This window comes from Pseudomonas sp. GW821-FHT09C10 (assembly GCF_059418085.1).
Genome location: NZ_JBWKPE010000016.1, coordinates 75265 through 100496 on the forward strand (window position 1 = coordinate 75265; position 25232 = coordinate 100496).

General features: G+C 60.6%; 22 protein-coding genes, 1 tRNA gene and 1 pseudogene. 16 read left to right on the forward strand and 8 right to left on the reverse strand.

The annotated features are described in order from the left end of the window. The first annotated feature begins 61 nt into the window (after positions 1-61). The gene (locus AC07OT_RS25695) at positions 62-832 is read left to right on the forward strand and encodes an iron-containing redox enzyme family protein (RefSeq protein WP_413771002.1); all 771 of its coding nucleotides are present in this window, start codon (positions 62-64) and stop codon (positions 830-832) included. Between the two features lie 21 nt (positions 833-853). Here AC07OT_RS25695 and AC07OT_RS25700 read toward each other — a convergent pair whose 3' ends face one another. Together AC07OT_RS25700 and lldD are read right to left on the reverse strand one after the other, a co-directional pair. Further along, positions 854-1780: a GGDEF domain-containing protein gene (locus AC07OT_RS25700; RefSeq protein ID WP_115486824.1), complete on the reverse strand. Its 927-nt coding sequence runs from the start codon at positions 1778-1780 to the stop codon at positions 854-856. 282 nt (positions 1781-2062) lie between these two features. Then, positions 2063-3205, reverse strand: a complete 1143-nt coding sequence (gene lldD, locus AC07OT_RS25705) for an FMN-dependent L-lactate dehydrogenase LldD (RefSeq protein WP_495109368.1) — start codon at positions 3203-3205, stop codon at positions 2063-2065. Positions 3206-3305: 100 nt separating this feature from the next. Here lldD and AC07OT_RS25710 point away from each other — a divergent pair, with 100 nt between their 5' ends. The 4 genes and pseudogenes from AC07OT_RS25710 (at position 3306) to AC07OT_RS25725 (ending at position 5631) form a co-directional block, all read left to right on the forward strand. Further along, positions 3306-4202, forward strand: a complete 897-nt coding sequence (locus AC07OT_RS25710) for a LysR family transcriptional regulator (protein WP_495109369.1) — start codon at positions 3306-3308, stop codon at positions 4200-4202. Positions 4203-4262: 60 nt separating this feature from the next. After that, positions 4263-4338, forward strand: a tRNA-Asn gene (locus tag AC07OT_RS25715). 86 nt (positions 4339-4424) lie between these two features. After that, positions 4425-4606: pseudogene (locus AC07OT_RS25720) on the forward strand (ParA family protein); the annotation flags it as partial. 107 nt (positions 4607-4713) lie between these two features. Next, a complete protein-coding gene (locus tag AC07OT_RS25725; protein ID WP_495109370.1) occupies positions 4714-5631 on the forward strand; it encodes a LysR family transcriptional regulator in 918 nt (305 codons plus the stop codon). Between the two features lie 303 nt (positions 5632-5934). Here AC07OT_RS25725 and AC07OT_RS25730 read toward each other — a convergent pair whose 3' ends face one another. Both AC07OT_RS25730 and AC07OT_RS25735 read right to left on the reverse strand, forming a co-directional pair. Continuing rightward, a complete protein-coding gene (locus tag AC07OT_RS25730) occupies positions 5935-6723 on the reverse strand; it encodes a carboxymuconolactone decarboxylase family protein (RefSeq protein WP_495109371.1) in 789 nt (262 codons plus the stop codon). Further along, positions 6720-7211: a (R)-mandelonitrile lyase gene (locus AC07OT_RS25735; protein WP_495109372.1), complete on the reverse strand. Its 492-nt coding sequence runs from the start codon at positions 7209-7211 to the stop codon at positions 6720-6722. Before AC07OT_RS25735 ends, AC07OT_RS25730 begins: the two co-directional genes overlap by 4 nt. A 311-nt stretch (positions 7212-7522) precedes the next feature. On the opposite strand from AC07OT_RS25735, the gene AC07OT_RS25740 reads away from it, so the two are divergent. From AC07OT_RS25740 to AC07OT_RS25755, 4 genes are all read left to right on the forward strand, one after another. Next, positions 7523-8770, forward strand: a complete 1248-nt coding sequence (locus AC07OT_RS25740) for a multidrug effflux MFS transporter (protein WP_495109373.1) — start codon at positions 7523-7525, stop codon at positions 8768-8770. Positions 8771-8814: 44 nt separating this feature from the next. Then, positions 8815-9579 (forward strand): SDR family NAD(P)-dependent oxidoreductase, encoded by a 765-nt coding sequence (locus AC07OT_RS25745; protein ID WP_495109374.1) that lies wholly within the window; start codon positions 8815-8817, stop codon positions 9577-9579. A gap of 133 nt (positions 9580-9712) precedes the next feature. After that, positions 9713-12097, forward strand: coding sequence for a membrane-bound PQQ-dependent dehydrogenase, glucose/quinate/shikimate family (locus tag AC07OT_RS25750; RefSeq protein WP_495109375.1), 2385 nt, complete (start codon positions 9713-9715; stop codon positions 12095-12097). A 100-nt stretch (positions 12098-12197) separates the two neighbouring features. Further along, positions 12198-12626: a (R)-mandelonitrile lyase gene (locus tag AC07OT_RS25755; protein WP_495109376.1), complete on the forward strand. Its 429-nt coding sequence runs from the start codon at positions 12198-12200 to the stop codon at positions 12624-12626. A 372-nt stretch (positions 12627-12998) separates the two neighbouring features. Here AC07OT_RS25755 and AC07OT_RS25760 read toward each other — a convergent pair whose 3' ends face one another. Further along, positions 12999-13931, reverse strand: coding sequence for a LysR family transcriptional regulator (locus AC07OT_RS25760; protein WP_495109377.1), 933 nt, complete (start codon positions 13929-13931; stop codon positions 12999-13001). Between the two features lie 109 nt (positions 13932-14040). Between AC07OT_RS25760 and AC07OT_RS25765 the strand changes: the two genes are divergently transcribed. From AC07OT_RS25765 to AC07OT_RS25795, 7 genes are all read left to right on the forward strand, one after another. Next, positions 14041-15126, forward strand: coding sequence for a TauD/TfdA family dioxygenase (locus tag AC07OT_RS25765; RefSeq protein WP_495109378.1), 1086 nt, complete (start codon positions 14041-14043; stop codon positions 15124-15126). Between the two features lie 4 nt (positions 15127-15130). Next, entirely contained in the window at positions 15131-15886 is a 756-nt protein-coding gene (locus tag AC07OT_RS25770; RefSeq protein ID WP_495109379.1) for a sulfite exporter TauE/SafE family protein, read from the forward strand. Between the two features lie 16 nt (positions 15887-15902). Beyond that, the gene (locus AC07OT_RS25775; protein ID WP_027603983.1) at positions 15903-16382 is read left to right on the forward strand and encodes a YbaK/prolyl-tRNA synthetase associated domain-containing protein; all 480 of its coding nucleotides are present in this window, start codon (positions 15903-15905) and stop codon (positions 16380-16382) included. A gap of 410 nt (positions 16383-16792) precedes the next feature. Beyond that, positions 16793-17896: a non-hydrolyzing UDP-N-acetylglucosamine 2-epimerase gene (gene wecB, locus AC07OT_RS25780; protein WP_495109380.1), complete on the forward strand. Its 1104-nt coding sequence runs from the start codon at positions 16793-16795 to the stop codon at positions 17894-17896. Continuing rightward, entirely contained in the window at positions 17893-18999 is a 1107-nt protein-coding gene (locus AC07OT_RS25785) for a glycosyltransferase family protein (protein ID WP_495109381.1), read from the forward strand. Before wecB ends, AC07OT_RS25785 begins: the two co-directional genes overlap by 4 nt. Then, complete coding sequence (locus tag AC07OT_RS25790) at positions 18977-19156, forward strand: hypothetical protein (RefSeq protein ID WP_495109382.1); 180 nt, start codon at positions 18977-18979, stop codon at positions 19154-19156. Before AC07OT_RS25785 ends, AC07OT_RS25790 begins: the two co-directional genes overlap by 23 nt. Continuing rightward, positions 19149-20018: an SDR family oxidoreductase gene (locus tag AC07OT_RS25795; protein ID WP_495109383.1), complete on the forward strand. Its 870-nt coding sequence runs from the start codon at positions 19149-19151 to the stop codon at positions 20016-20018. Before AC07OT_RS25790 ends, AC07OT_RS25795 begins: the two co-directional genes overlap by 8 nt. Here the strand turns inward: AC07OT_RS25795 and AC07OT_RS25800 are convergent, their stop codons facing one another. From AC07OT_RS25800 to AC07OT_RS25810, 3 genes are read right to left on the reverse strand one after another with little or no spacing between them, the layout of a single operon-like run. Then, positions 20019-22076, reverse strand: a complete 2058-nt coding sequence (locus tag AC07OT_RS25800) for a glycosyltransferase (protein WP_495109384.1) — start codon at positions 22074-22076, stop codon at positions 20019-20021. A 16-nt stretch (positions 22077-22092) separates the two neighbouring features. After that, positions 22093-23067 carry a class I SAM-dependent methyltransferase gene (locus AC07OT_RS25805; protein ID WP_495109385.1) on the reverse strand — a complete coding sequence of 325 codons (975 nt, stop codon included), beginning with the start codon at positions 23065-23067 and terminating at the stop codon, positions 22093-22095. A 19-nt stretch (positions 23068-23086) separates the two neighbouring features. Then, complete coding sequence (locus AC07OT_RS25810) at positions 23087-25222, reverse strand: glycosyltransferase (RefSeq protein ID WP_495109386.1); 2136 nt, start codon at positions 25220-25222, stop codon at positions 23087-23089. Positions 25223-25232: the final 10 nt, after the last annotated feature.

Here is a 25232-nt window from a genome sequence, read left to right on the forward strand (position 1 = left end):
AAATCACACTTAAAAAGGAGCCTTAATAGTGATCGACACATTCAGCAGAACCGGCCCGCTTATGGAAGCCTCAAGTTACCCCGCCTGGGCTCAGCAATTGATCCAGGACTGCAGCGAGAGCAAGCGCCGGGTTGTCGAACACGAACTGTACCAACGCATGCGTGACAACACGCTCAGCGCCAAGACCATGCGTCACTACCTGATCGGTGGCTGGCCCGTGGTGGAACAGTTTGCCTTGTACATGGCACAGAATCTCACCAAGACCAAGTTTGCCCGCCATCCAGGAGAAGACATGGCGCGCCGTTGGCTGATGCGCAATATCCGTGTGGAGCTGAACCACGCGGACTATTGGGTGCATTGGGCGCGCGCCCATGGCGTCAGCCTTGAAGAGCTGCAGGCCCAGAACGTGCCGCCGGAGTTGCATGCGCTGAGCCACTGGTGCTGGCACACCAGCTCGGCCGATTCGTTGATCGTGGCCGTTGCCGCGACCAACTATGCGATCGAGGGCGCGACCGGGGAGTGGTCGGCGGTGGTATGTTCCACCGGTGTGTATGCGGCAGCCTTTCCCGAGGAAGACCGCAAGCGTGCGATGAAGTGGCTGAAGATGCACGCCCAGTACGACGACGCCCATCCTTGGGAAGCCCTGGAAATCATCTGCACCCTGGCCGGGATGAACCCGACCAGGGAACTGCAGGCAGAGCTGCGCCAGGCCGTGTGCAAGAGCTACGACTACATGTACCTGTTCCTGGAAAGTTGCATGCGCCTGGAGAAAGACAAACCGGCGAGCGCTGCCGTGCGCGAGCGCCCGTTGCGCGTCGCCAGCGAAGCGTGATGTAACGGGGATGGCGGGGTTTTACCCCGCCATTGCCAGGCGATTGCGACCTTCGCGCTTGGCCACGTACAAGGCGCTGTCGGCGCGACGCAACAGGCTCTCGGCCGACTCGGCGGCCAGCAAGGTCGAACAACCGAGGCTCACCGTCAATTCGATCCGTGTCCCGTCCGCCCAATAATCCTGGGCCTGTGCCGCCTGGCGCAGGCGTTCACCGACCATGGCCGCTGCATCCCGGCTGGTGTTGGACAGCAGGATCAGAAACTCTTCTCCGCCAAACCGAAACACCATGTCCACGTTACGCAACTGGCTCTTGATCGCCCCGGCGACGGCGCGCAATACGTTATCGCCGGCTGCATGGCCGTGGGTGTCGTTGATGATCTTGAAGTGGTCGATGTCCAGCATCAGCAAGGACAGCGGGTTCAAGTGCCGGCGCGCCATGTCGATTTCCCGTTGCAGGGTCTGGTCCATGGCAATGCGGTTGCCCGTTTCGGTCAACGGGTCGCGCAGGGCGCTGCGGGTGGCGGCTCGGTAGAGCAGGGCGTTGCGCATCGGGTAGAGCAGGGTCGACAGCAGTGATTCGAGCTGGCCCAGTTCCTCTTCCAGCAGGCGCTGGTTGCGGCGAAAGATCAGCTCGCCGAGGTGCTCGCCTTCGTGGCTCAGGCTGTAGCTCACCGAATGATGGCCGCGGTGGCCGAACTCCAGGCGCAGGTCGCTGGTTTCGTGGCGATATTGCAGGGCGTCCAGGGGGACCAGGCGTTGGATTTCACGGAAAAACACCGCGAGGATACGCTGCGGTTCCAGGCTGGTCTGCAATTGCATCCCCAGCTGCTGGCGAAGTTGTGCGACGGTCGTCGGGCGTCGAGGTACGAGTGATGGCTGACCAAAGCCCAGGCGTTGCAATTTGGCACTGTCGAAGTCAACTGCGTTGGTCTGGGTTGGTGTTTTCATAAGCAAACGGCCTCTAAGCACTTAGCTGTCTTACAGGCTGGATGAGAGTGGCGAATGCCAGGCGTCTTACCGTTCCTTCAGTTCCGTAAAACATTGGAAACAGTTTAGACCGCTTTACCAGGGGTTATAACCCCTGGGCACTGCCGCACGTCTTGTCATCGCTTGACCTGCTTGGAAGGTGTTAGAGCGAGATTCGTGCCATTTCGTTTAAATAAATAAAAGTCCTTACAAATCAAAGACCGTTTTTACAGTAAAAAAACGGTCGTTCAGTACTCACGTCAGTTATTTGGCTGATTGCACCAGCGTGTTGTGGTCAATCTGGTCGATGGACGTGACACCCGTCAGCGTCATGGCCACGCGCATCTCCTTGGCGAAGATCTCCAGCAGGTTCTCTACCCCGTGCTGCCCATCGGCGGCCAGTGCATAGGCGGTGGCGCGTCCGAGCAGGCACGCCTTGGCGCCCAGGGCAAGCATGCGCACCACGTCCAGCCCGGAACGAATACCGGAGTCCACCAGCACCGTCAGGTCATCGCCCACGACATCGGCAATCGGTGGCAAGGCCTTGGCGGTGGACAGCACACCGTCCAACTGACGGCCGCCATGGTTGGAAACCACGATGCCATCGGCGCCGAAACTGACTGCGTCCCTGGCGTCCTGAGGGTCGAGGATGCCCTTGATAATCATCGGGCCTTTCCAGAAGTCGCGGATCCACTCCAGGTCTTTCCAACTGATGGAGGGGTCGAAGTTATTGGCCAGCCAGCCGATGTAATCTTCCAGGTGAGTGGGTTTGCCGAGGTACCTGGAGATATTGCCCAGGTCGTGGGGGCGGCCCATGAGCCCTACGTCGAACGCCCATTGCGGCTTGGTGACGGCCTGCAACATGCGCCGCTGCGCCGCGAACGGCCCGGACATGCCCGAGTGGGCATCGCGGTAGCGCGCTCCCGGTGTGGGCATGTCCACGGTGAACACCAGGGTGGTAACCCCCGCCGCCTGGGCCCGCTCCAGGGCATTGCGCATAAAGCCCCGGTCCTTGAGCACATACAGCTGGAACCAGATTGACTGCGGGCTCTGCGACGCCACTTCTTCAATCGAACACACCGACACCGTCGACAGGCAGAAGGGGATGCCCTTGTTCGCCGCCGCCTTTGCCGCCTGTACTTCGCCGCGCCGCGCATACATGCCGGTCAAGCCGACAGGGCTGAGGATGACCGGCATGTCCAGGGCCTGGCCGAACAGCGTGGTCTTGAGGCTCAGGCTATCGACATTGCGCAGCACGCGTTGGCGCAGGCTGATCTCGGCCAGGTCCGAGCTGTTCGCGCGCATCGTGTGCTCGGCGTAGGCACCGCCGTCGATGTAGTCGAACAGGAAGCGCGGCAGCTTGCGTTTGGCCGCTGCGCGGTAGTCGGAGGCGGACGAGATGATCATTAAGCGTGTCTCCACAAGACTGGGCGGGTCAGGATAGGCAAATATCTGTCATGATAAAAACAACTTTTATCGCTAGATACCAGTCGCTAAAGGAATACCCATGAACTTGAGAACGTTGCGCACGTTCGTCGAAGTGGTGCGTCAGGGCGGATTCTCCCAGGCCGCCGACGTGGTGGCCTTGACCCAATCCACGGTGAGCAAGGCGGTCAAGACCCTGGAGGAAGAACTCGGCATGCCGCTGCTCGACCGCCTCGGCCACCGCAATGAACTCACCGCCGCGGGTGAAATCACCTACCGTCGCGCCCTGGTGCTGCTCGCCGAACACCATGACCTGGTCGCCGAGATCAACGACCTGCGCGGCCTCAAGCGCGGCGTGTTGCGCATCGGCCTGCCACCGGTGGGGTGTGGGGTGTTGTTCGCGACGATGTTTGCCACCTATCGCAGTCGTTACCCGGACATCGACATCGAACTCACCGAATACGGCAGCAAGAGATTGCGCGAGTGCCTGGAAGCGGGGGAGGTCGACCTCGCTGCGTTGTTGCTGCCGGTGGATGCAGGCTTCGATTATCAGCCCGTGCGCAACGAACCGCTGATGGCCGTGCTGCCCAGGAGCCATGCCCTGGCCCAGCGTCAACGCATCGACTTCGCCGACCTGGCGGATTCGCCGTTCATCCTGTTCGAAGCCGGCTTCGCCCTGAACGCCAAGATCCTCGCCGCCTGCGAGCGCAAAGGCGTGATACCCCGCGTGGCGGCGCGCAGCGGGCAGATCGACTTCATCGTCGACCTGGTCGCCGCCGGCCTCGGCGTCGCCTTCCTGCCCCGCATGCTGGCGCACAAGCATCAACACGCAGGCATCGCCCTGATCCCCCTCGACGAACCCCACACCGACTGGCACATCGCCCTGGCCTGGCGCGCCAGCGCCCACCTGCCCCCCGCCGTGCGCGCCTGGCTGGACCTGGCCAAGGAGCAGCAGCTTTCAACCGGTCATCCGGGTTAATCGTCCAGGTACTCAGGGAAAGCTTGACTTCTCCTTTTCAATCAGTAACATACGGCGCATTCCGCGATAGCTCAGTTGGTAGAGCAAATGACTGTTAATCATTGGGTCCCTGGTTCGAGTCCAGGTCGTGGAGCCAGATAGGGAAAAGCCTGCAGCGATGCAGGCTTTTTTTTGCCTTGGATTTTTCCGGGGTGATCAAAGCGCACAGCGTGGCCCGCATGAATGCATCTCAAATCCTACGATTCAGAAGTCGTTTCAACCAAAGACGGGCCGGGTAAAACCACGCTCGGCGTCAATCTGGGCGCGTTCTGCGCCGATGCAGGGATCCGTACCCTGCTCATCGATCTGGAAATCAGCCGTCGCTGTCGTCGTTCTATGCGCTATCGCACGAGGCGCGCGGTGGAACCATATATGCTGAGTAATGCTCATCGTCGTCGGCTCGATAACCCGTAGAATGGTGGCGACGTTGGATAGCTACTGGGCCTCGTCTATCACTAACGGACCATGGAATATGAATCTAGACCGTGCGAACTTTGCCGATTTCGTTTATTTCCTTGCCATTGTCCGGCACGAGAGCTTTAGCCGGGCGGGCAAGGAGGTAGGCATCAGTGCGTCTGCATTGAGCCACGCCATAAAGGGGCTTGAGACACGTCTCGGCGTTCGCCTGCTCAACCGTACCACTCGCAGTGTTACGCTGACGGCGGCAGGCGAGGAGTTGCATGGCTTCATCCGCAAGCCCATGGACGAAATCGCTCAAGCAGCCGAAGCGTTGAATCGTTATCGAGATGAGCCTACCGGACGTATCCGTTTGAATCTTCTCAGTGACGCGGCCGATCTTTTACTGGGCCCGGTTCTCCCCGTGTTCAATGACCGCTATCCGGATATGCAGGTCGATTTGACCGTCACCAACCTGATCGTCGACGTCATCGGCGGTGGCCACGACGCAGGTATTCGCTATGGCGGTACTGTGCCCGCGGACATGATCGCCCAGCGCCTGTCGCCCGATATCCGCTGGGTGGTGGCGGGTAGTCCGGACTACCTCAAACACTTCGGTGTGCCGCAGCATCCGAGCGATCTGTTGCAACATCGTTGCCTACGTATTCGTCTGGGCAATGGTGCGATGTATGACTGGGAGTTCGAGAAAGATGGTGAGCTGTTGGCCATTCCCGTACCGGGTTCCATCACCATCGACGAGACGCGCGTTGGGCTGTCCCTTGTACGTCAGGGCGCTGGCCTGATGTACGCACCTGAACCGGCGATTGCCTCTTTGGTGGCGCGCGGTGAGGTGGTCCGGGTACTGGATGACTGGGCCAGCGTAGCACCGGGATTCCACATGTACTTTTCGAGCCATCGGCAGGTCCCGATGGGCCTGACGTTGTTGATAGACCTGATCAGGGAACTCAAACCCATGGGTGAGTGCCTGCCGTAGCCTCATCGGAAAACTCGACGCGGCTCGCTTTTTCAGGCTCGTTTCGAAGCAGCTGACGAATCGCCCCACCGCCCGACGCTGGATCTGCAGGGGGCAAATCCAGCGTCGGCACCTTTCGTGCCGTAGGCACGGACGCTGAACGGCCTTTGGGGTGTGCGGGTTCCGAAGCCTGCGCTACTGGCTGCCTGCTCCGCTTAGCAAGGGCGCTGCTGCCCGTACGGCTCCTGCCTCGGTACTTTGCGACAACTCATGGCCGAAGGTGTGGCGCTGGGTGCCTTGTCTTCACTGATGTGACTGCGCTCCCTAGGTTTTCTTGCGGCCGGAAAAGACATCGTTGACCACTGGTACTGTGCTAAACACGTTCGGCCATCCTGTGTAGAACGCCAGTTGCGTCAACATCTCGGAGGCTTCCCCCTGAGTCAGCCCGTTATCCATGGCTCGATTGAGGTGGGCGCCGAGCTGTGCAACCTGCCCGGTGGCGATCAGTGCGCTGACCGTAATCAGGCTCCGATCCCGTGGTGCGAGCCCCGGCCGTAGCCACAAGTCGTGGAAGAGTGCAGCGCTGGTGTAGTGCACCAACCCTGGTGATACAGGACCTACTGTCTTGTCGACAAAGGTCGTGCGCACTTTCTCGGACGCTTGGTCGATAGCCAGCAACGGGGGCGACACGGGTGGCAATTGATCCGCTGTGACACCGCGCTGAGCGAAGACTTGCCTGGTCACCAGAATCGTCGCGGAGGCATTGCCCCAGCCGGTGTAGAACGCCAGGTGGTTGATGACTTCGGAAATTTCAGATGGCTTGACGCCGTTATCCAATGCCAGGTTCAGGTGGTAGGCCAATTCGACCGTCTGCTGCTTGGAGACCAGCACCGCGAGGGTGACTAGACTGCGGTCGCGAGGAGACAGCCCTGGGCGTTTCCAGACTTCTGCGAGCAACATCGATTCAGTGTTGTGTGCCAACGTCGGAGACACAGCGCGCATATCATCCACGCTCGGAACGGCAGGCACTTGAGCCGGGTCGCCGGGCGTATGGGTCGAGCACGCTACCAGGAGCGCTGAGAGTGAGATCAGTCCGAGCTTCAAGACTTTCATCGCGCCGCCTCGTACTGCTCTTCGGTGACTGGCTCCAGCCATTCCACGTTTTTACCATCCTGAGATTCCTGGATCGCCATGTGGCTCATCCCCGTTGTAGCTGTCGCGCCATGCCAGTGCTTGACACCGGGTGGTGTCCAGATCACATCGCCAGGTTTGATGACGATTTTCTCCCCATTCTCCTGCTGTATCCAACCCATGCCCGCTGTGACGACCAGCGTCTGCCCCAGAGGGTGGGTGTGCCAGACAGAGCGCGCGCTGGGCTGGAAAGTCACCGCACCCGCGGAGACTTTCGAGGGCGCGCGCGCGGGGAAAAGCGGGTCGATTCGCGCATTACCGACGAAGGTCCCGGGCGCTCCCATGATGGAGGCCTGCTCTCCATTGCGAACGACATTCATGGCTTTTTCGGCGGTAATGTCGGCGGCATGGCTCGACATCGCGGTCATCAAGATCGTGGCCAGCGTGGCTAGCGTCGCGATTGCTCTCATCGATACAGTCCTGCTGTTTAAACGGAAGAACTGACACGCTAGTAGAACATCGCTTGCAGGACTACTCGGCAAAATCGGCATGAAACGATGAATGACGCTCATCAATAGAGCGCTACAACAACCGCAGTTGGCTCCCACCACTGATGAGCAATGCTCACAAGAACATCCCGTATGCACCGGGTACCCGTCTCAGCCACGGTTGACTACCGTAACCCCTCGAACACGAGCGACGAGCCGCCATTATCTGCAACCCATGATCAGCGAACGTTCCGTGCAGCGACCGTTCGTATCCGGCCCCGAGAGAACAGACAGTGAGCAAACTGGAAGTGATTACACCGCGTGTTGACGTCGCGCACGCCGAAGTATCGACCATTACTGTTGGCCACGGGCTGCGCGTTCTACTGATTCTAAGTGCGTTGCTGGCGTTCGCTTCCATTTCGACGGATCTGTACCTGCCTGCGATGCCGGTCATGGCGACGTCGCTGCATGCTACCAGCGGCATCATGGAACTGACGGTCAGCGGTTATCTGGCGGGATTTAGTCTGGGCCAGCTGTTCTGGGGGCCGTTCAGTGATCGCTTCGGGCGGCGCTTGCCTGTCGCACTGGGGCTGCTGCTGTTCATCATCGGCTCCAGCGGCTGTGCGCTGGCCGCTGACGGCACCACAATCATTTTCTGGCGAGTGGTTCAGGCGCTGGGGGCGTGCGCCAATGTCGTCCTGGCGCGAGCCATGGTGCGCGACCTGTACGAAGGTCGATGTGCCGCGCAGAAAATGTCGACCCTGATGACCATCATGGCGATTGCTCCGTTGGCGGGCCCGACCGTTGGTGGGCAGATTCTGCACTGGCTGTCCTGGCAGGCGATCTTCTGGACCCTGGTGCTGGTCGCACTGACCACATTGGCCAGCCTGCTCTGGCTGCCCGAGACGCTTCCTGTTCATCGTCGAACGCCTGCTTCGCCCCGTGCAATCTTGCTTCGCTATGGAGACTTGCTAAAGCACCGCAAATTCATCGGTTACGCCGCTGCGGGTGGATTCTTTTATGCCGGGACCTTCGCTTACATCGCCGGCTCTCCGTTTGCCTACATCACGTATTACCACGTCGATCCGCAGTGGTACGGCATCTTGTTTGGCGCGGGCATCGTCGGATTGATGCTGACCAATCAGATAAACGCCAGGCTGCTCAACCGCTACACAAGCGACACGATGATGACCGTGGGCGGGCTGATTTCATGCATCGCCGGACTGATGCTCGCCATCAACACATGGACTGATCTGGGCGGTCTGCCGCTGATGATCTGCGGATGCCTGTTGTTTGTGTCGGCGACGGGGTTGGTGTTGGCCAACTCTATTTCGGGGGCACTGGGCTGCATGCCGCAATTCGCGGGATCAGCTTCGGCGCTGGCTGGCGCCCTGCAATATGGGGCGGGCATTTTCGGCTCGGCGCTTGTCGCGATTTTTGCCGACGGCACACCCCGGCCGATGGGGTTGGTACTGGCCGCCTGTGGTGTGGGCTGCATCGTCAGCGCCGTGTGGGTGCTGAGCGCCCCTGGCGAACATTGACTCCTTGAACCCCCCTTGATCTATCGAAATAGAGGAACACACCCATGAGCTTTTCATTCGAAAACCAGGTCGCGCTGGTCACCGGTGCCGCATCAGGGATCGGCTTGGCCACCGCGCAGGCGTTTGCACGTGCAGGTGCGGCAGTGGCATTGGCGGACATCAACGGCGAATCCGCACAGGCCGCAGCCCAGGCGCTGATCGCCCAAGGTCATCGCGCCATCGGCATTGGTTGCGACGTGGCTGATATCGATCAGGTCGAAGCCATGGTCAAGGAGACAGTTGCCACCTTTGGCCGTCTGGACGCTGCGTTCAACAACGCGGGAATTCAGAACAAACTAGCGGAGATCGCTGACGCTACGGTCGAGGACTACGACAAGGTCATGTCAGTCAACCTGCGGGGCGTCTGGAGCTGCATGAAGTTCGAGCTGGAGCACATGCGTCGCCAAGGCCGCGGCACCATCGTCAACTGCTCGTCGCTGGGTGGCCTGGTGGGCGGCGCGGAGCGTGCCAATTACCATGCTGCCAAGCATGGCGTGATCGGCCTGACCAAGAGTGCGGCTCTGGAATATGCCGCACGCAACATCCGCATCAACGCGGTCTGCCCAGGGCTGGTCTGGACGCCGATGGCCGACCAGATGGTTGCAGAGGGGCAGGGCGATGCTTTGGCTGGCATGACGCAAATGATCCCGATGGGGCGCCACGGCAAACCTGAAGAGATTGCCGACGCAGTGCTCTGGTTGAGCAGTTCGACCTCAAGCTACGTCACTGGCCAATCCATTTCCGTGGATGGTGGATTCGTCATGCGCTGACGTGCTTGCACCCATGTGATGTGACTCCGAAAACGCCTCACGCCCTACAACACAACCTTAGCCCCAGGATTTCAACTTTTTTGAAGTCATTGGCCGGCGTTGCCTGAAAAATACCTGAAAGGAAACCGGATCCATGCCGCCATCGAGCACTTCCAGATTGACTACCGCACTGCTCATTCTTCTCGGCATCGTCGTCTTGCTTGTCGGCGTGACGCTGCTGGTGGGGGGCGGCTACCTCATCGTGCTGGGCGGGTCATGGTACTTCGCGCTGGCGGGAGCAGGCCTGGTCGTCAGCGGCGTATTTCTGGTGCGGCAACGCTTACCGGGTGCGGTGATGTATCTGCTAGTGTTCGCGGCGTCTGTCGCGTGGTCGCTGTGGGATGCAGGGCTGACATTCTGGCCGCTGTTTTCCCGGCTGTTCGTGCTGGGCGTGGCGTTGGTTTTCGTACTGCTGGCGGTCCCGCACCTGAGGGCTCGCCGACGTCCAGCATCGGCACCGCTGGCGTACCTGGCAGCGGCAGGGGTGGCGGCCGGTCTGGGCGTGACCTTTTACACCTCGCTGCAGCCGCAGCCCATCCAGACGGCTGACGCAATGCCCGCGCCCGTGCCGGGCAACGCGGTCGGCACGGTCGTGCCTGCGACCGACTGGCGCTATTTCGGTCACACACCTTCTGGCACGCGTCACGCTGTGATCGACAAGATCACACCGCAGAACGTGTCGGATCTGAAGGTGGCCTGGACGTATCGGACGGGCGAGGTACCTGTCGGTAGTCAAGGCCATGTCGTAACGCCGCTTCACGTGAACGGGATGGTCTACGGCTGTACCCAGTCCAGTCAGTTATTTGCCTTGGATGCCGACACTGGCAAAGAGATCTGGCATCACGATCCCAAGGTTCAGGCGAACAACACGTACCCGCGCTGTCGCGGTGTCGCGTACTACGACGTGACACCTGGACAGACAGCCTCCGGCGCGGACGCAACCGTGCAAGCCTGTACGCGACGGATCATAGCCACGACGGTCGACGCTCGACTGGTTGCGGTGGATGCGCAGACCGGGCAGGCCTGCACTGACTTTGGCGACCATGGCAGCGTGAGCTTGCGCATCGGCATGGGTGGCCAGGACCAGGACCTTTACTTCCCGACCGCCGCGCCTACCGTCGTTCGCGATCTGGTTGTGGTCGGCGGCCTCGTGTGGGACAACCAGAAAACCGGCGAGCCATCCGGCGTGGTGCGGGCCTTCAATGCGCGTAACGGTAAACTGGTCTGGGCCTGGGACCTGGGGAATCCGGCGATCATGCGTGAGCCGCCAGAGGGCCAGACTTATACCCCTGGCACACCGAATGTCTGGTCCACGCCTTCCTTCGACGATGCGCTGGGTTTGATTTACCTGCCCACCGGCAACGCGACTCCGGATTTCTGGGGCGGCCACCGCACCGAAGCCGATGAGCACTATTCATCGTCCATCGTGGCGCTGGACATCGCGACAGGTCGCGAGCGCTGGCATTTCCAGACCGTTCACCATGATCTTTGGGACTACGACGTACCCTCGCAACCCGCGCTCTATGACGTTCCGAATGGTGATGGCGGGATGCTCCCTGCGCTGATCCAGACCACCAAGCGCGGCCAGATTTTCATGCTTGACCGGCGCACCGGCACCCCAATAGCACGGGTCGAGGAACGCCCGGTTCCACAGGGCGGCGTGGCGGATGATCATACCGAACCGACTCAACCTTACTCTGTGGGCATGCCTTCTATCGGCACCGAACCACTGAGCGAGAAACGCATGTGGGGTCTTACCCCGCTGGACCAGTTGATCTGCCGGATCGACTTTCGCAAGGCACGCTATGAGGGTGAGTTCACACCGCCCAGTGAGCGTCTGACGATTCAGTATCCGAGCTGGTTGGGTGGCATGAACTGGGGTTCGGTTTCCATCGCTGAAAACCTGGGGTACATGATCGTCAACGACACCCGTGTCGCCATCTGGAATCGCATGATTCCACGCGCCGCCTACGATGAGAAAACCCTCAATGGCGGTGGCCATGAAGGCAATGCGCCGCAGGCGGGCACCCCATGGGGTATCGAGCAGGGCCGGTTCCTGTCGCCGCTGGGCATTCCGTGTCAGGAACCGCCTTACGGCACCCTCACTGCCATCGATCTGGCGACACGCAAGGTCGCGTGGTCAATGCCCTTGGGCACGACCGAGCAGACCGGTCCGCTGGGTATCGCAACCCATTTGCCGATACCGATCGGTATGCCTACTCGCGGTGGCCCGATCACCACCTCGACGGGATTGGTGTTCATGGCCGGTACTCAGGACTTCTACCTTCGTGCCTTCGAGGTGCGCACGGGCAAAGAACTCTGGAAAGGACGTTTGCCGGTCGGGGCTGAGGCCACGCCCATGACCTATGTCTCGCCCAAGACCGGCAGGCAATTCGTGCTCATCAGCGCAGGCGGCAACTCCGCCACTGCGCAGAAGGGAGACTACATCGTGGCGTACGCGCTGCCCGATCAGACCTGATGGCGCACATCACTGATATCAGTCGGCATTGCAGCGGCCCTGACCCAGGTCACCGCTGCATGCACACCTCAACCCCATCACCGAAACGAAAGGAAAACTCATGGAACTCAAACGCCCAGGCTCGCAACCCTCCATCAAAGGCCCGGAGGAATGGTTCACCGGAACCGTGAGAATCGACCCCCTGAACTTCCCGCCGGAACCGGCCCGAGTGTCCGTTGCCAGCGTCACCTTCGAGCCTGCCGCGCGCACGGCCTGGCACACCCATCCACTGGGCCAGACCCTGATCGTCACCGCCGGCTGCGGCTGGACCCAGTGCGAAGGTGAGCCCATCGTCGAGATTCGCGCAGGCGACGTCATCTGGTGCCCGCCCGGCCACAAACACTGGCACGGCGCAACCGCCACCACCTCAATGACTCATATTGCGGTGCAAGAAGCGTTGAATGGCAAAAACGTTGCATGGCTGGATAAGGTCACGGACGAGGAGTACGCCGTTGGTCCTGCTTCTATGCCCCATGTCCACAGCCACTGACGCGTCTGTGATGACGCAGGTATTTAACGTTCATTCATGATCAGTGATTGATTACATTCGATCCTATATGGCTAAGCCTTGATATTCAGGGCGCAGCCGAGGTTTTCAACAGAATCGGCCAGAAACGGACGCGCGGCCCAGTCTTAGCCAGGGCGGACGTTCGACGCTGATCGAAGTACTTCCACGCATCACACACGTTGAACCTGAGCGGGCGCACCGTAACCTGAACCTGTGGTTTCCCGGCCCATCGAATGCCTGGGTTTTGGTGTACCCGCTCCTGAGCAACACACGGCCACCCGCGTGGGAATCGCAGGCCACCGCAATCGAAGGAATGCTTGAGTGCCCCCCCTCACAGCGACGTGAGGGCCGAGTTCATGGAGGTGCTGCGCCGCGTTTACATTCGAGGCTTTCACCTAAGCCACGGATCATCTCCATCAATGCCTTCACCCGCAGCGGCAAGTTTCCCGCCGGGTATACCGCGTGCATCTGTGGGCTCTCACCGCTGCTGGAAGTGAGCTTGTACTCAGGACACACCCGGAGCAGGCGCCCCGTTTCCACTTCGGGTTCCGCCATCCAATCGGCCAGGCGGGCGATCCCGACGCCCGCCAGGGCTGCCTGGAATACCGCCAGGCCGGAGCTGAAGCGAAATTTTGGATGAACCCGAAAGCTGATGGCCTGCTCCTCGCTGCGAAAATTCCACTCCTTGAGAATCCGCGGCGCCGTATGCAGGATCAGCGAATGCGCCTCCAGTGCCTCGATGGAGTCGGGCATGCCGTTGCGCTCCAGGTAGCCGGGGCTGGCATACAGGTAACGTGAGTAACTCCAGAGCGCAAAGCCGATCAAGTCGCTGGATTGTGGAAACGCGCCGCGAATCGAGAAGTCCAGCTTGCTCTTGGCCGGGTCGATGATCTCATCGGTGAAGATCACATCGATGTTAACGTCTGGATAACGCTCGCAGTATTGCGCGATCAACCGGGGCAATACCCCGTGTCCGAGCACCTCGGGGGCGGAAAAGCGGATCCAGCCGGAGGCCAGGCCGCTGAGGCCGGCCAGGTCTTCATCCACCTCACGTTGCAGATCGAGCATTTTGTACGCGTGGGGCAATAAGCATTCGCCCGCTTCGGTCAAGCTCACGGCATTGGACGAGCGATTGAACAACTTGAGCCCCACACTTTCCTCCAGGGCTTGAACGGCGCGGGTCAGTGCACTGGGGGAGCGCCCAAGCGTCCGTGCCGCGGCGACGAAGCTGCGCTTGCGAGCCACGGTCGCGAAGGCTTCAAGTTCCCCCAACATATTCAATGCCACTCTCCACCTCATTGCATTTTTCACAACGCGGCATTGCAACACAAAAAAGGCCCTTCCGTTAACCTTCCCGTTCAACCCACAAGGATGGTGCAAACAGGAGCGCAAGGACGTGTCGAAGCTGGATGAAGTAATCGGGAAAGCCGCAGCGTGTATTGATGAAGTCATTCATGAAAGGCTGGAAAAAAAATCAGTGACTTCAACCCGACGGGAGATACCGCAAATTCATCTGTCGCTGGAAGAACAACGCACACTTCAGGCCGGGCTGGCGTCGCTGGACGTGACCGATAGCGCCTCGGGGATCCGCCAGATGCCGGTCCTGGGGCGGTTGCTGGAAAGTGTCCTGGGCACCGAGAAAATCCAACAGCTGCGCAATTTTCCACAGGCCCGTGACGTGGCGATGATCGTCAGGGGGCTGCCGCTGGACCCGCAACTGCCCGCCACGCCCTATGACCTGGAGCCGGGTATCGAGAACCTGTCGATTCTGGCCGGGGCTATTTTGTCCGTGCTGCACACTCTGCAAACCCGTCCGCTGGCGTACGAGGGTGAAAGCACCGACTCCGTGTTCCGTCATGTATCGCCCAAGCGCAAGCGGGAGACCGAAAAGAGCTCCTATGGCTCGCGGGCGGATCTGGACATGCATGTCGACAACCCTCACCTGCCTTTGACCTGCGAACCCATCTCGCAGTTGTCGGCCTGTCCGGAGTACCTGTCCCTGACCGGCCTGCGCTGCGAGCTCGACGTGCCGACGCGCATCGTCGCCATTGACGAGGTGCTGGCCATTCTGCCGGCCTACGTCGAAGAAGAACTGTCACGACCGAACTTTACCGTTCGCCGACCGGCCTCCTTCGGCAAACAGGGGAATGTGCTGGAAAACGTCCCCTTGCTCTACAGAAGCGCAACCGATGGCCTGTATTGCCGTTACAACAAAGCGAGTGTCGAAGCGACCTGCGCCCCTGCGCAGTTTGCCCTCCAGCTGTTCGCCGCCGCCGCCAATCATCCCGATGTCGTGCACCACATCATGCTGCAACCGGGGGACATGCTGATCTTCAAGAACCAGCAAACCCTGCATGCCCGGGATGGTTTTACCCCCCGCTACGACGGCCGTGATCGCTGGATGTTGCGTGTCTTCGGGGTCAATGATCCGGCACGCGTGGTACCGCTGGACCCTCATCAACCCTACATAGTCAGAGCCTGATTTCATGGTCGATATTGTCATCCTTTGCGTGTTCGCCTTCGCCGCCGGCCTGATCGATGCGGCGGTGGGCGGCGGCGGACTGATCCAGATTCCCGCGCTATTCAACGTGCTACCTACCGCTCAACCGGCGGCGCTGCTGGGGACCAATAAGGTCGCGGCCGCCTGCGGCACCGCATTCGCGGCCCGGTCCTTCGTGCGCAAGGTGGTGATCGACTGGGGTCTTGTGATCCCCGCCGCCTGCGCGGCCTTTGTCATGGCCTTCTTCGGAGCCGCCACCGTGTCGTTCGTGCCCCAGTCGATGATCCGGCCGGCGGTGCTGGTGTTGATTGTGCTGATGGCGATCTACACCTTCTGGAAAAAAGATTTCGGCGCTCTGCACAAACCCATGCGCATCGGTACCAAGGAAAAACTGCTGGCGATCATCATCGGCGGCGCCATCGGTTTCTACGATGGTCTGTTCGGTCCCGGCACTGGCAGCTTCCTGATCTTCCTGTTTATCCGCTGCTTCGCCTTCGACTTTCTTCATGCCTCGGCATCGGCCAAGCTAGTCAACATCGCGACCAACGTAGCGGCACTGATATTCTTCATTCCGACGGGTAACGTGCTCTACCTGATCGCAATCCCCATGGCGGCATTCAACATCCTGGGCGCGCTCACCGGCACCTGGCTGGCGGTTCACAAAGGCGTGCCCTTTGTCCGGGCTCTATTCCTGGTGTTGCTGGTGATTCTGATCAGCAAGCTGTCCTACGACCTCCTGTAAACCAGAGGAAAACTACATGCATCCCATGTTCGATCGCCTCGTGGCATTACTCGATGCCCGCTCAGCCTCTTACCGGGTGTTGATGCACGATGCCGAGGGTCAGTCGGCGCGCGTCGCCGAAATCCGTGGCACCGAGCCCGGCCAAGGCGCGAAGGCCATGCTTTGCGCCCTCAAGGGCCAGGCCGGCCCCTATGCGCTGGTGATACTGCCGGGCGACCAGAAGCTGGACATGAAGAAAGTCGGAGCGGCCCTGGGCGGGAAAAAAGCCGAGCTGGTGAAGGCCGAAACCGCCATGGAACTGACCGGGTGTCGGATCGGCGCCATCCCTCCGTTTGTTTTCGATGAGCGGATTCAATTGATCGTCGATCCGGCCTTGACCACAGGCTACGCCGAAATAGCCTTCAACGCGGGGCGGCTGGATGCGTCGATGGTGCTCGATACGCAGGACTATCTGGCCATTGCCATGCCTCGATTGCTGGATATCAGCCAGGCCTGAGCAGACGTTTTCACATACGCGGCCAAAAAAAACCGATAGCCGCGCTGGCCTGCTATGCACTGTATCTGGCCGGTCTTCAGGCTCGAACGACAGGTCGGTCACGTCATTTCCAGAGCAACCGCATCAGGCATGAACCGGTGCGCTCATTCTCTCGCTTAGATTTGCGGGAATTTCTCAGGACCAGATCGTCCTTTAGTCCATCCGCCGAGCAAGTATTGCAGTCTGTGTCTATGCTGCGGTATCGGTGTTGAAAGCCGGAACGAACCTGTCTCGGCGTGGCACATCTCGATGTCCGGCAGTCCGCATTTAAACCATCACAGCCTCAAAACAGCACAGCGGAATGTGCGTGAGCGTGGGCATTGAACGCCTGAGCGTTTCAGCCATTTATCGGATAGGGAAATAGGCTTGATGTGTCGGTAAAAAAAATTCTTTGCGTGGTCGGGACACGTCCCGAAGCTATCAAAATGGCTCCCGTCATTCTGGCCTTGAAACAACAACGTTGGGCCGATGTGCGTGTCGTCGCCACGGCACAACATCGCGGTATGCTGGATCAGGTCCTGGCGTTTTTCGGCATTGAGCCCGACATCGACTTGGACGTCATGCGACCCAATCAGGCCTTGGCCACTCTGACCGGGCAGTTATTGCTCAAGTTGGATGTTGTCCTGCTCGAAGAACAGCCCGATGCTGTTCTGGTACAAGGCGATACCACGACCGTGATGGCCTGTGCCCTGGCCTGCTTTTACCGGCGCATACCGGTGGGGCATATTGAAGCCGGCCTGCGTACGTGGGATCTGCAGCATCCATTTCCCGAGGAAGCCAACCGGATCATTACCAGTAAATTAGTGCGTTGGCACTTTGCGCCGACGCAAAGCGCTAGGCAAAACCTGCTCAAAGAGGATGTAGCCAGTGCGGATGTTTTCGTCACAGGCAATACGGTGATCGATGCCCTGCTCACGACAGCCGCCAGTGAGGTGGAGATCGGCCTTGATCTGGATCCGAGCAAGCGCCTGGTGCTGGTGACGGCCCATCGTAGGGAGCATTTTGGTGCGCCGTTTCTCGGCATCTGCCGAGCGTTGCGCACCCTTGCCGAGAACAATCCTGAGGTTCAGTTTCTTTACCCTGTGCACCCGAACCCGAAGATCCAGGACGTCGCCCAGGTGTGTCTGGCAGGCATGCCGAACTTCAGGCTGTGCGCGCCGCTGGGTTACGCGGCGTTCATTGCCGCCATGAAAGCTGCGTATTTCATCCTGACCGACTCAGGAGGTGTCCAGGAAGAGGCACCGGCGCTGGGTAAGCCGGTGCTGGTCATGCGTGATGAAACCGAGCGCCCTGAGGCGGTGGAGCAGGGCAGCGTCAAGCTGGTGGGCGCCAACTATGAACGCATCATCGAGCAGGCACAGCGCCTGCTTGACGACGAATCGGCCTACCGTGGCATGGTGCGAGGTGTTTCGCCCTACGGCGATGGGCAGGCTGCCGGGCGTATCGTGAAGGTCCTGCACGAGCACTTTTCTTGACGCGCCTGGTATTTCTCTCGCCGTTGCCCTGGCACAGCTTCGCCCAGCGGCCGCACAAGTTTGTCGATTGGGTGCACAGCCGCACAGGGGCGTCGGTGCTCTGGGTTGATCCTTATCCCACGCGGCTGCCCAGGTGGATCGATCTCAAGGCGGCTGCGCCCTGCGCGCAACCCAGTCCATCCAGTGGCACGCCGCCATGGCTCACGCTTATCAAGCCTGGCGGTCTGCCGATAGAACCTCTACCTGGCTCGGGCTGGGTGAACCGGTTTTGCTGGCGGCATGCATTAAGGCGGATTGATCAATTCACTCACGCCTCCCCAGCCTTGCTCGTGGTCGGCAAGCCCTCGGTCCTGGCATATCTGTTGTTGCAGCGGCTTCGTCACTGCTCGTCCTTGTATGACGCGATGGACGATTTTCCGGCGTTTTATACCGGCGTCTCGAGGTGGGCCCTGGCGCACCGTGAGCGGCTGATTGCCCAGCGCGTGGACGTCATATGGACATCGAGTTCGACGCTTGATACGCAGTGGCGGCGTTATCGCAATGAGGTATGCCAGGTGCTGAACGGCCTGGACTTGTCGGCGATCTCAGCGGTAAGGTGGGCGCCGACGTCATCAAGTCGAAAGATTTTTGGCTACGTGGGTACCTTGGCCACCTGGTTTGACTGGGCCTGGGTGGCGGCTTTGGCTGAAGCCAGGCCCAACGATGAAATTCGTTTGATGGGGCCGGTCTTCGGCGACGCGCCCGGGCGCTTGCCGAGCAACGTTGTGTTGTTACCCCCCGGTAATCATGGCGCGGCGTTGGCCGCCATGGCCGAGTTCGATGTGGGCTTGATTCCTTTCAAAAAGACCCGGCTCACCGCGTCGGTCGATCCGATCAAGTACTACGAATACCGTGGCCTGGCATTGCCAGTGATCTCGACGGATTTCGGCGAGATGCACGGCCGTTCAGGGCTGCCCGGGGTTTTTATCAGTCACTCGCACAGCGATATTTCCGAGCTGGCCGAGGCCGCCTTGCAGTGTGAGCGCAATGCGGACGAAGCCCGTGCATTTGCATGGCAACACTCATGGGAGGCGCGTTTTGATGCTGCCACGTTTCATCCATAGCTGCGACGTAAGCGTCGTTAAGTACAACGTCGGCAAGCTGATCGGCGAGTGCGTGGCGTCGGCCCTCGGGGAAGGCGTTCTACACGTGATTGTGGTGGACAGCGGCTCGTGCGCCGGCAGCCTGGCGTACCAGAATGAGATCCGTGGGTATGTCTGAGGTCACGGTCGGTGTGCTGGGGGCCAGCAGCCTGGTAGGCCACTGCCTGCTTGCGGTGCTTGCGCGCGAACAGTTTAAGGTCGTCGCTTTTTCACGGCAGCCACAGTACGGGCGTGACAGTGACACGGTCAGTTGGCAACAGCTTCCTGAACCGGGTGTAAGCGAGTATGCCGAGTCCATTCCCTACTGGATCTGTGTGGCACCGATTTGGGCGCTGCAGCAGCATTTTGGGTTGTTGCAGGCCTGTGGCGCGCGCAAAGTCGTGGTTTTGTCTTCGACCAGTCGGTGGAGCAAAAGCCAGTCGATCGACCCCGCAGAGCGGCGTCTCGCCAGCCTGCTGGGTGACGCCGAAGCACGTGTTGAGCAATGGGCGCAGGACCATGGGGTGCACTGGTGCATCCTGCGCCCGACCTTGATCTACGACCAGGGCCGCGACAAAAACATCACCGAGATTGCGCGTTTTATTCGCCGCTTCGGCTTTTTTCCGCTGTTGGGCGGCGCGATGGGACTGCGTCAACCCGTGCATGCCGAGGATGTGGCGAGCGCCTGCGTGCGTGCGTTGCAGGCACCCCAGGTGTGCCGTCATGCCTACAACCTCAGCGGTGCAGAAACGCTGCCCTATCGGGAGATGGTCACCCGCGTATTCACGGCGCAGAACCGCCGCCCGCGTTTACTCACGGTGCCGCTCTGGGGGTTCCGGATGACCCTGTTGCTGTTGCGAATGCTGCCGCGCTACCGCCATTGGTCGGCGGCGATGGCGCAGCGCATGAACCAGGACCTGGTGTTCGAGCATACCGAGGCTGCCCGGGATCTTGGCTTCGCGCCCAGGGGATTTTTATTGTCACAGGACGACCTGCGTTAGTTACTCATATTCATGGGGCACCCACGGGCCCCACTTGGCTTCATAGATCGCCTTGTTGCGCTCGAACAGGGCTTGGCGTTCATCCTGGTTCATGAGCGCGAACGATGCCGAAAGCTGGTGATGGATAAACACATCGCGGGCGCAGGCGTTCACCAGGACCGCGTGTTCGACCCGTCGGCAGTAGTCGTCATCCTCGAAGAAACCACGGCCGTAGACTTCGTCGAGCGGGCCGATTCGCGTGTAGGTGCTGCGCGGCATCATCACGCAGAAGAACGCCAGGGTCGGCAGCCGGACCACCTCGCCAAGGTGGCGGCAGGTAAAGCGCCGAGCCGCTTGTGGCATGCCTGCGAGGTCGGCGTAGTCGATGTCGATCCTGGCCTGATTACCGATGTTGTTGGTCACCGGGCCAATCAGGCCAAGCTCGGGATTGCGTTGTAGATGCCGGCGTAAGGTACTCGCCCAGCCGCTGGTGACCTGCGTGTCGTTATTGAGCAGCACCAGGTACTCACCGTTGGCGATCGCCAGGCCCTGGTTGTTCGCGGCGGCGAAACCGCGATTGTCGGTGTTGAGTACGATCGTCTGGCCGCTGCCGGCCGCCCATTGCGAGAGAAATTCAGCGGTGCCGTCACTGGACGCGTTGTCCACCACGATGATTTCCAGTTCAGGCCCCTCGCTGTCGTGCTCGAGGCTGTCCAGGCACGCCCGCGTCAGCGCCAGGTTGTTGTAGGTCACGACGATCACGCTGATGCGTGCCGCGTGGTCGCGGCGTTCGGCCAGGGTGATGAGCGTATCGGCGCGGTGTGTCCAGGTTTGTCGGGCAGCGAATGCCTGACGCTGGGCAATCTGTTCGGTCGTCGCTGGCAGCAATGCCCGCGTGATCGCGGCAATGAACGCCGGGCCGTCGCGGCCAACCTGAACCTGCGAGCCGAATTGCTGCATCTCTGGCAGGTCGACTGAGACCACCGGTTTTCCGGCACTCAGGTATTCGTAGACCTTGACCGGGTTGGTGGCGAGCGTCAGTGCCGTGATATGAAACGGCACAATGCCCACATCGAAGCCATGCAGGTAGTAGGGCAGTGTGGCATAGGGCACTTCGCCGATGAATTCTATGTTCGCATAGCCACGCAATTGCGCCTGCGCGCCCACCGTATCGGCGCCGATCAGCAGCACCACATGCTGTGGAAACGCCTCGGCGATGCGGGCGACGAGCGCCTGGTCGAACCAGTGTGCAATGGCGCCGTAGTAGCCAATCACCACGCGTTGCAAGCGATCCCGGTAGATCGAGGCAGGTGGGGTGCAGAACCGGGTAAAGTCGGCGGCATTGCGCAGGATCGCGCGGGTTTCATTGGCCTGGGCCGGCCATTGCTCGGCCAGCCAGTCGGAGGTGAACAGCCGAACGTCGGCGTTGCGCACCAGCCGTTGCTCCAGGTGCAGGATACCCGGGGCGTTGTCGCCGAAGCCTTGATGATGGTCCATGCAATCGTAGATCAATCGACTGTTGGGTAATTCACCGGCAATGTCACACCAGAAAGGGTGCTGCACCAGTGAAATCACCCGGGCGGAGCCGGCCCATAGGAGTACCTCGCCAATACTGCCGCACAGCTGCCGAACCTGTGTGGCGTCAGGCGCTGCGGCGTAGATCAGCGGTGCACCCCGGGCAAACAGCTTGACCTGGAACAACCGCTGGGTCTGGTCCAGCGACTCGAGTTCAAAGCCGGCCTGGGGGGCGTGTATCAATGAGGCCGAGACGTAGATGACCCGCCGCCCGGTGGCGCTCAGCGCCTGGGCCAGTTGTTGCGGGCGCTGGTGGCGCAAATCCCAATCGATAGCCCCCCAGATAATGTAATCCGCCAGACCGGCCTGTTGTGGCTGAGGTGCCGACGATGGGCTGGCGAAGGTTTCCATCGGTTGCAGGACGCCGCGCAGTGCGCGCACAGCGGGCAGCAGTGCACGTCGGTAGATGACTGCCAGGAGTTTTTTCGCGCTGGCCGGCAACGGCAACTGGTGATACACCGCGCGCCAGCGCTGCCGGCCAGACGGGCGCCGCTCGATCAGCATGGGCGGGGCGACCTCATCAGGACGTTCTCGGCGATGCGGCGACCACCACAAAGTCGCTTTTCAACGTGCCCGACTCGATCAGCCCGTCTTCGATGTCGAACAACATCTGCAGTACCCTGAGGGACTGCGGGTTGTCCGCGGTGAAGTTGCCGGCGATACCGTGCAGCAGAAACTGCAGCAGCGAACCGCCGCAGAGGTTCAGCGCACGCACATCAAAGTGCTCCTGTACCACCTGCAGGATATCTGCCGAACGCACGGCTTCCGACGGGTCGACTTTCACCACCTCGGCGGGGTCGGGCAGTGGCACGACCTGTTGAACCTGGCCGTATGAACCCTTCACGAATGAGCGGCGCAAATGCGCGGGAATCAAGCCGAACGCATGGCTGATGGCCGCGCGTTGCTGGGCATCAAAGGCAAAGTGATTGGCCCCGACATATTCATTGAAAAACAGCCAGCCCCCAGGCTTAAGGCTATGGCGAACCCGCTGGCAAACCACTTCCAGCTCGCGGATATGGTGCAGTGAGCCATTGAACCAGACCGCGTCGTAGTGATTGCCCGGCAGGTCAGTGCGTTCGATATCACACAGGGCGTAATGGATCGTCGACGCGCCCATCGCCAGCGCTTCGGCTCTGGCCACCTCGAGGGCGGCAGGCGCTATATCCACGCCGTCACAGTGCTCGAACGCCTTGAGCCTGTAGAGTTCGCGCTCCAGGGTGCCGGTGCCGCAGCCGATGCTCAGCATCCGTGTGCCTGGCGCCGGGTTGCCGAGAAACTCCTTCAGGCAGTACTGCACCCAGCCCGGATGGCCGCTGCCCGCCGTTGCCTTGTGCTGATGGCGGCGTTGTACGGTCGGTACCGCCAGCCAATAGACATCCGCAGAAAAGGCATCGGAGCCGGCCATGTTTTCTGACCAGTGATCCGCCGTGACTTGCTTGTCGGCGCCGATCCCTTCGCGCTTACCGTTGAGTTTGTTCATGATTCGCTTGAGCACGGTGTCTTCCTTTGGTTGGTCAAGGGCTACCCGATTTGCGCTGCGGTTCAGGGCGCGTCCATGTGCCCCATTTGCTTTCAAAGTACGCCTGGTTCTTGTCCCACAGCGCTTGATACTCGCCGCTGGCGATCAGCTTCTTGAAGGACGCCTGCCCGTAGTGGTGGATGAAGGCATCCTCGGCGCACACGGTCCTCAGGCCGGCCGCCTGGATGCGCCGGCTATAGTCATCGTCTTCGAACATGCCGATGCCGAACGCCTCATCCAGCCAACCGATGCGTTCCAGCACCTCGCGGCGCATGGCCACGCAGAACATGGCGAGCATGCTGATATCGAAGCTGCGCCCGCGACACCGCGCGACGTGCTGATCGGCGAAGGCTTCCATGTGTTCGAGGCCGACGTAGTCGACGAGCACTTTCGCTTCGTTGCCTACCGAGTTGGTCATTGGGCCGACCAGGCCAATCTGCGGGTCTTGCAGGTGGCGCAGCAACGGATCGACCCAGCCCTTGGGCACCACGGTATCGTTGTTGAGCAGCACCAGGTATTCCCCGGTCGCCAGGCGCAGCCCCTGGTTATTCGCGGCGGCGAAGCCCAGGTTGCGGTCATTGAGCACCAGGGTGACGTTTGCTTGGGTGCGGCCCAGGTAACGCAGGTAATTGCGCGTGTCGTCCGAGGACGCATTGTCGACAATGATCAGCTCGTAATCGGGGTACGTGGTGTTGCGCAACAGGCTTTGGATACAGCCCTGGGTCAGTTCGACGTTGTTGTAGGTAACGATCACGATCGACACTTTCGGGTGCAAGGACTCCAGCGCACTGAGGTTGGCGTCGAAGCGGTGGCGCCAGTCATTGGCGCTGGCGAGTGCCACGCGCCGGGTAGCGGCCTGGGTATCGGTTTCGTTCAGGGCGCGCTCGATCTGCTCGATGAAGGCCTGCGGTTCGCTGGCGAAATACACGAAATCCGCGTAGATCTGCATTTCTTCCAGCGGCACCGACACCACCGGTTTACCTGCGCTGATGAATTCGTAGAACTTCACCGGGTCGACCGCATGGGTCACGTTATACAGGCGAAACGGGATCAGGCAGACATTGAAGTGGTAGAGGTACAACGGCATCTGTGCATAGGGCTTCCTGCCGAGTAAATGCACATTGGGCAGGCGGTCCAGACCGGCCAGGTCCTTGACGAAAATGTCACCGATCAACACAACGTTCCAGTCCGGCCGCAGCCGGGCGATGCTCGCGATCAAGGGCAAATCGACCCATTCGGCCAGGGCTCCGTAGAAGCCGATCAGCGGCCGCTCGATCTCCGCCATCAAGGGGTTGGGCACACAATTTTGCTCGAAGAACTCGACATCCACGCCATTGCGCAGCAACAGGCAATTGCGGCTCATCGCGGCCCATTTTTCCTGCAGCAGCGCGGCGGTGACCGTCACCAGGTCGGCGTCTCGGACCAGGGTGTGTTCTTCCTCCAGCAACGTCTCGCCGATCCCCGGAAAGCCCACCCAGTCATCCATGCAGTCGTACTGGATTTTCCAGCCGTGGGCGTCGCGCAAGCGATGCGCGAGCGCAGCCCAGAACGCCAGGTGCACCACACTGACTGCGGTTTTTATGCGCCAATCCTTGGCCAGCGCATCAATTGCCTTGGCGTAGGTTTGCAGGTGTTTTTCCGACATGCGCTGGGTGTAGCAGTCCACGAACTCGTCGCGCTGCAATGTCACCTCGAATACCCCGGGCGCCACTTCCAAGGTGCTGTAAGCCAGGCCAGGCTCGGCGCTGCGGGAGGGCACGATGTAGAACACGCGGTAGCCGTGACGGGCGAACTGGCTCATCAACTGCTGGGGGCGCTGGAAGCGGGCGGCCCAGTCGATATTGGCGAAGCAGAGAATGTCGAAGCGCGCCTCTGGTGGCGATAAATCCGCCGATGGCGACAGCGGGTTTTTCAACGCCGTGCGCAACGGCAGATATTGCCCGTGCAGAAAGTCGGGGATGTCGGCGTCGGTGTGGGATGACCGATACCTCAACCAATGCAGCAGCGCCCGTAAGGGCTTGGTGATCCGCCACGAACGGGTATTTTTCAACATGGCGATGTAAGCCAGCGCCGCGTCTCGTTCCCTGATGGCCGCATCGCGCTCCAGCGTGGCCGGATTGTCCTTGTCCATGGTGCGATCC

Bases quoted from the DNA above. Each gene is read 5' to 3' on its own strand.
- AC07OT_RS25745 (WP_495109374.1), top strand. From the start codon at position 8,815: ATGAGCTTTTCATTCGAAAACCAGGTCGCGCTGGTCACCGGTGCCGCA.
- AC07OT_RS25755 (WP_495109376.1), top strand. From the start codon at position 12,198: ATGGAACTCAAACGCCCAGGCTCGCAACCCTCCATCAAAGGCCCGGAG.
- AC07OT_RS25810 (WP_495109386.1), bottom strand. From the start codon at position 25,222: ATGGACAAGGACAATCCGGCCACGCTGGAGCGCGATGCGGCCATCAGG.
- lldD (WP_495109368.1), bottom strand. From the start codon at position 3,205: ATGATCATCTCGTCCGCCTCCGACTACCGCGCAGCGGCCAAACGCAAG.
- AC07OT_RS25695 (WP_413771002.1), top strand. From the start codon at position 62: ATGGAAGCCTCAAGTTACCCCGCCTGGGCTCAGCAATTGATCCAGGAC.
- AC07OT_RS25700 (WP_115486824.1), bottom strand. From the start codon at position 1,780: ATGAAAACACCAACCCAGACCAACGCAGTTGACTTCGACAGTGCCAAA.
- AC07OT_RS25795 (WP_495109383.1), top strand. From the start codon at position 19,149: ATGTCTGAGGTCACGGTCGGTGTGCTGGGGGCCAGCAGCCTGGTAGGC.
- AC07OT_RS25725 (WP_495109370.1), top strand. From the start codon at position 4,714: ATGAATCTAGACCGTGCGAACTTTGCCGATTTCGTTTATTTCCTTGCC.
- AC07OT_RS25775 (WP_027603983.1), top strand. From the start codon at position 15,903: ATGCATCCCATGTTCGATCGCCTCGTGGCATTACTCGATGCCCGCTCA.
- AC07OT_RS25770 (WP_495109379.1), top strand. From the start codon at position 15,131: ATGGTCGATATTGTCATCCTTTGCGTGTTCGCCTTCGCCGCCGGCCTG.
- AC07OT_RS25800 (WP_495109384.1), bottom strand. From the start codon at position 22,076: ATGCTGATCGAGCGGCGCCCGTCTGGCCGGCAGCGCTGGCGCGCGGTG.
- AC07OT_RS25735 (WP_495109372.1), bottom strand. From the start codon at position 7,211: ATGAGAGCAATCGCGACGCTAGCCACGCTGGCCACGATCTTGATGACC.
- AC07OT_RS25710 (WP_495109369.1), top strand. From the start codon at position 3,306: ATGAACTTGAGAACGTTGCGCACGTTCGTCGAAGTGGTGCGTCAGGGC.
- AC07OT_RS25790 (WP_495109382.1), top strand. From the start codon at position 18,977: ATGCTGCCACGTTTCATCCATAGCTGCGACGTAAGCGTCGTTAAGTAC.
- AC07OT_RS25750 (WP_495109375.1), top strand. From the start codon at position 9,713: ATGCCGCCATCGAGCACTTCCAGATTGACTACCGCACTGCTCATTCTT.
- AC07OT_RS25730 (WP_495109371.1), bottom strand. From the start codon at position 6,723: ATGAAAGTCTTGAAGCTCGGACTGATCTCACTCTCAGCGCTCCTGGTA.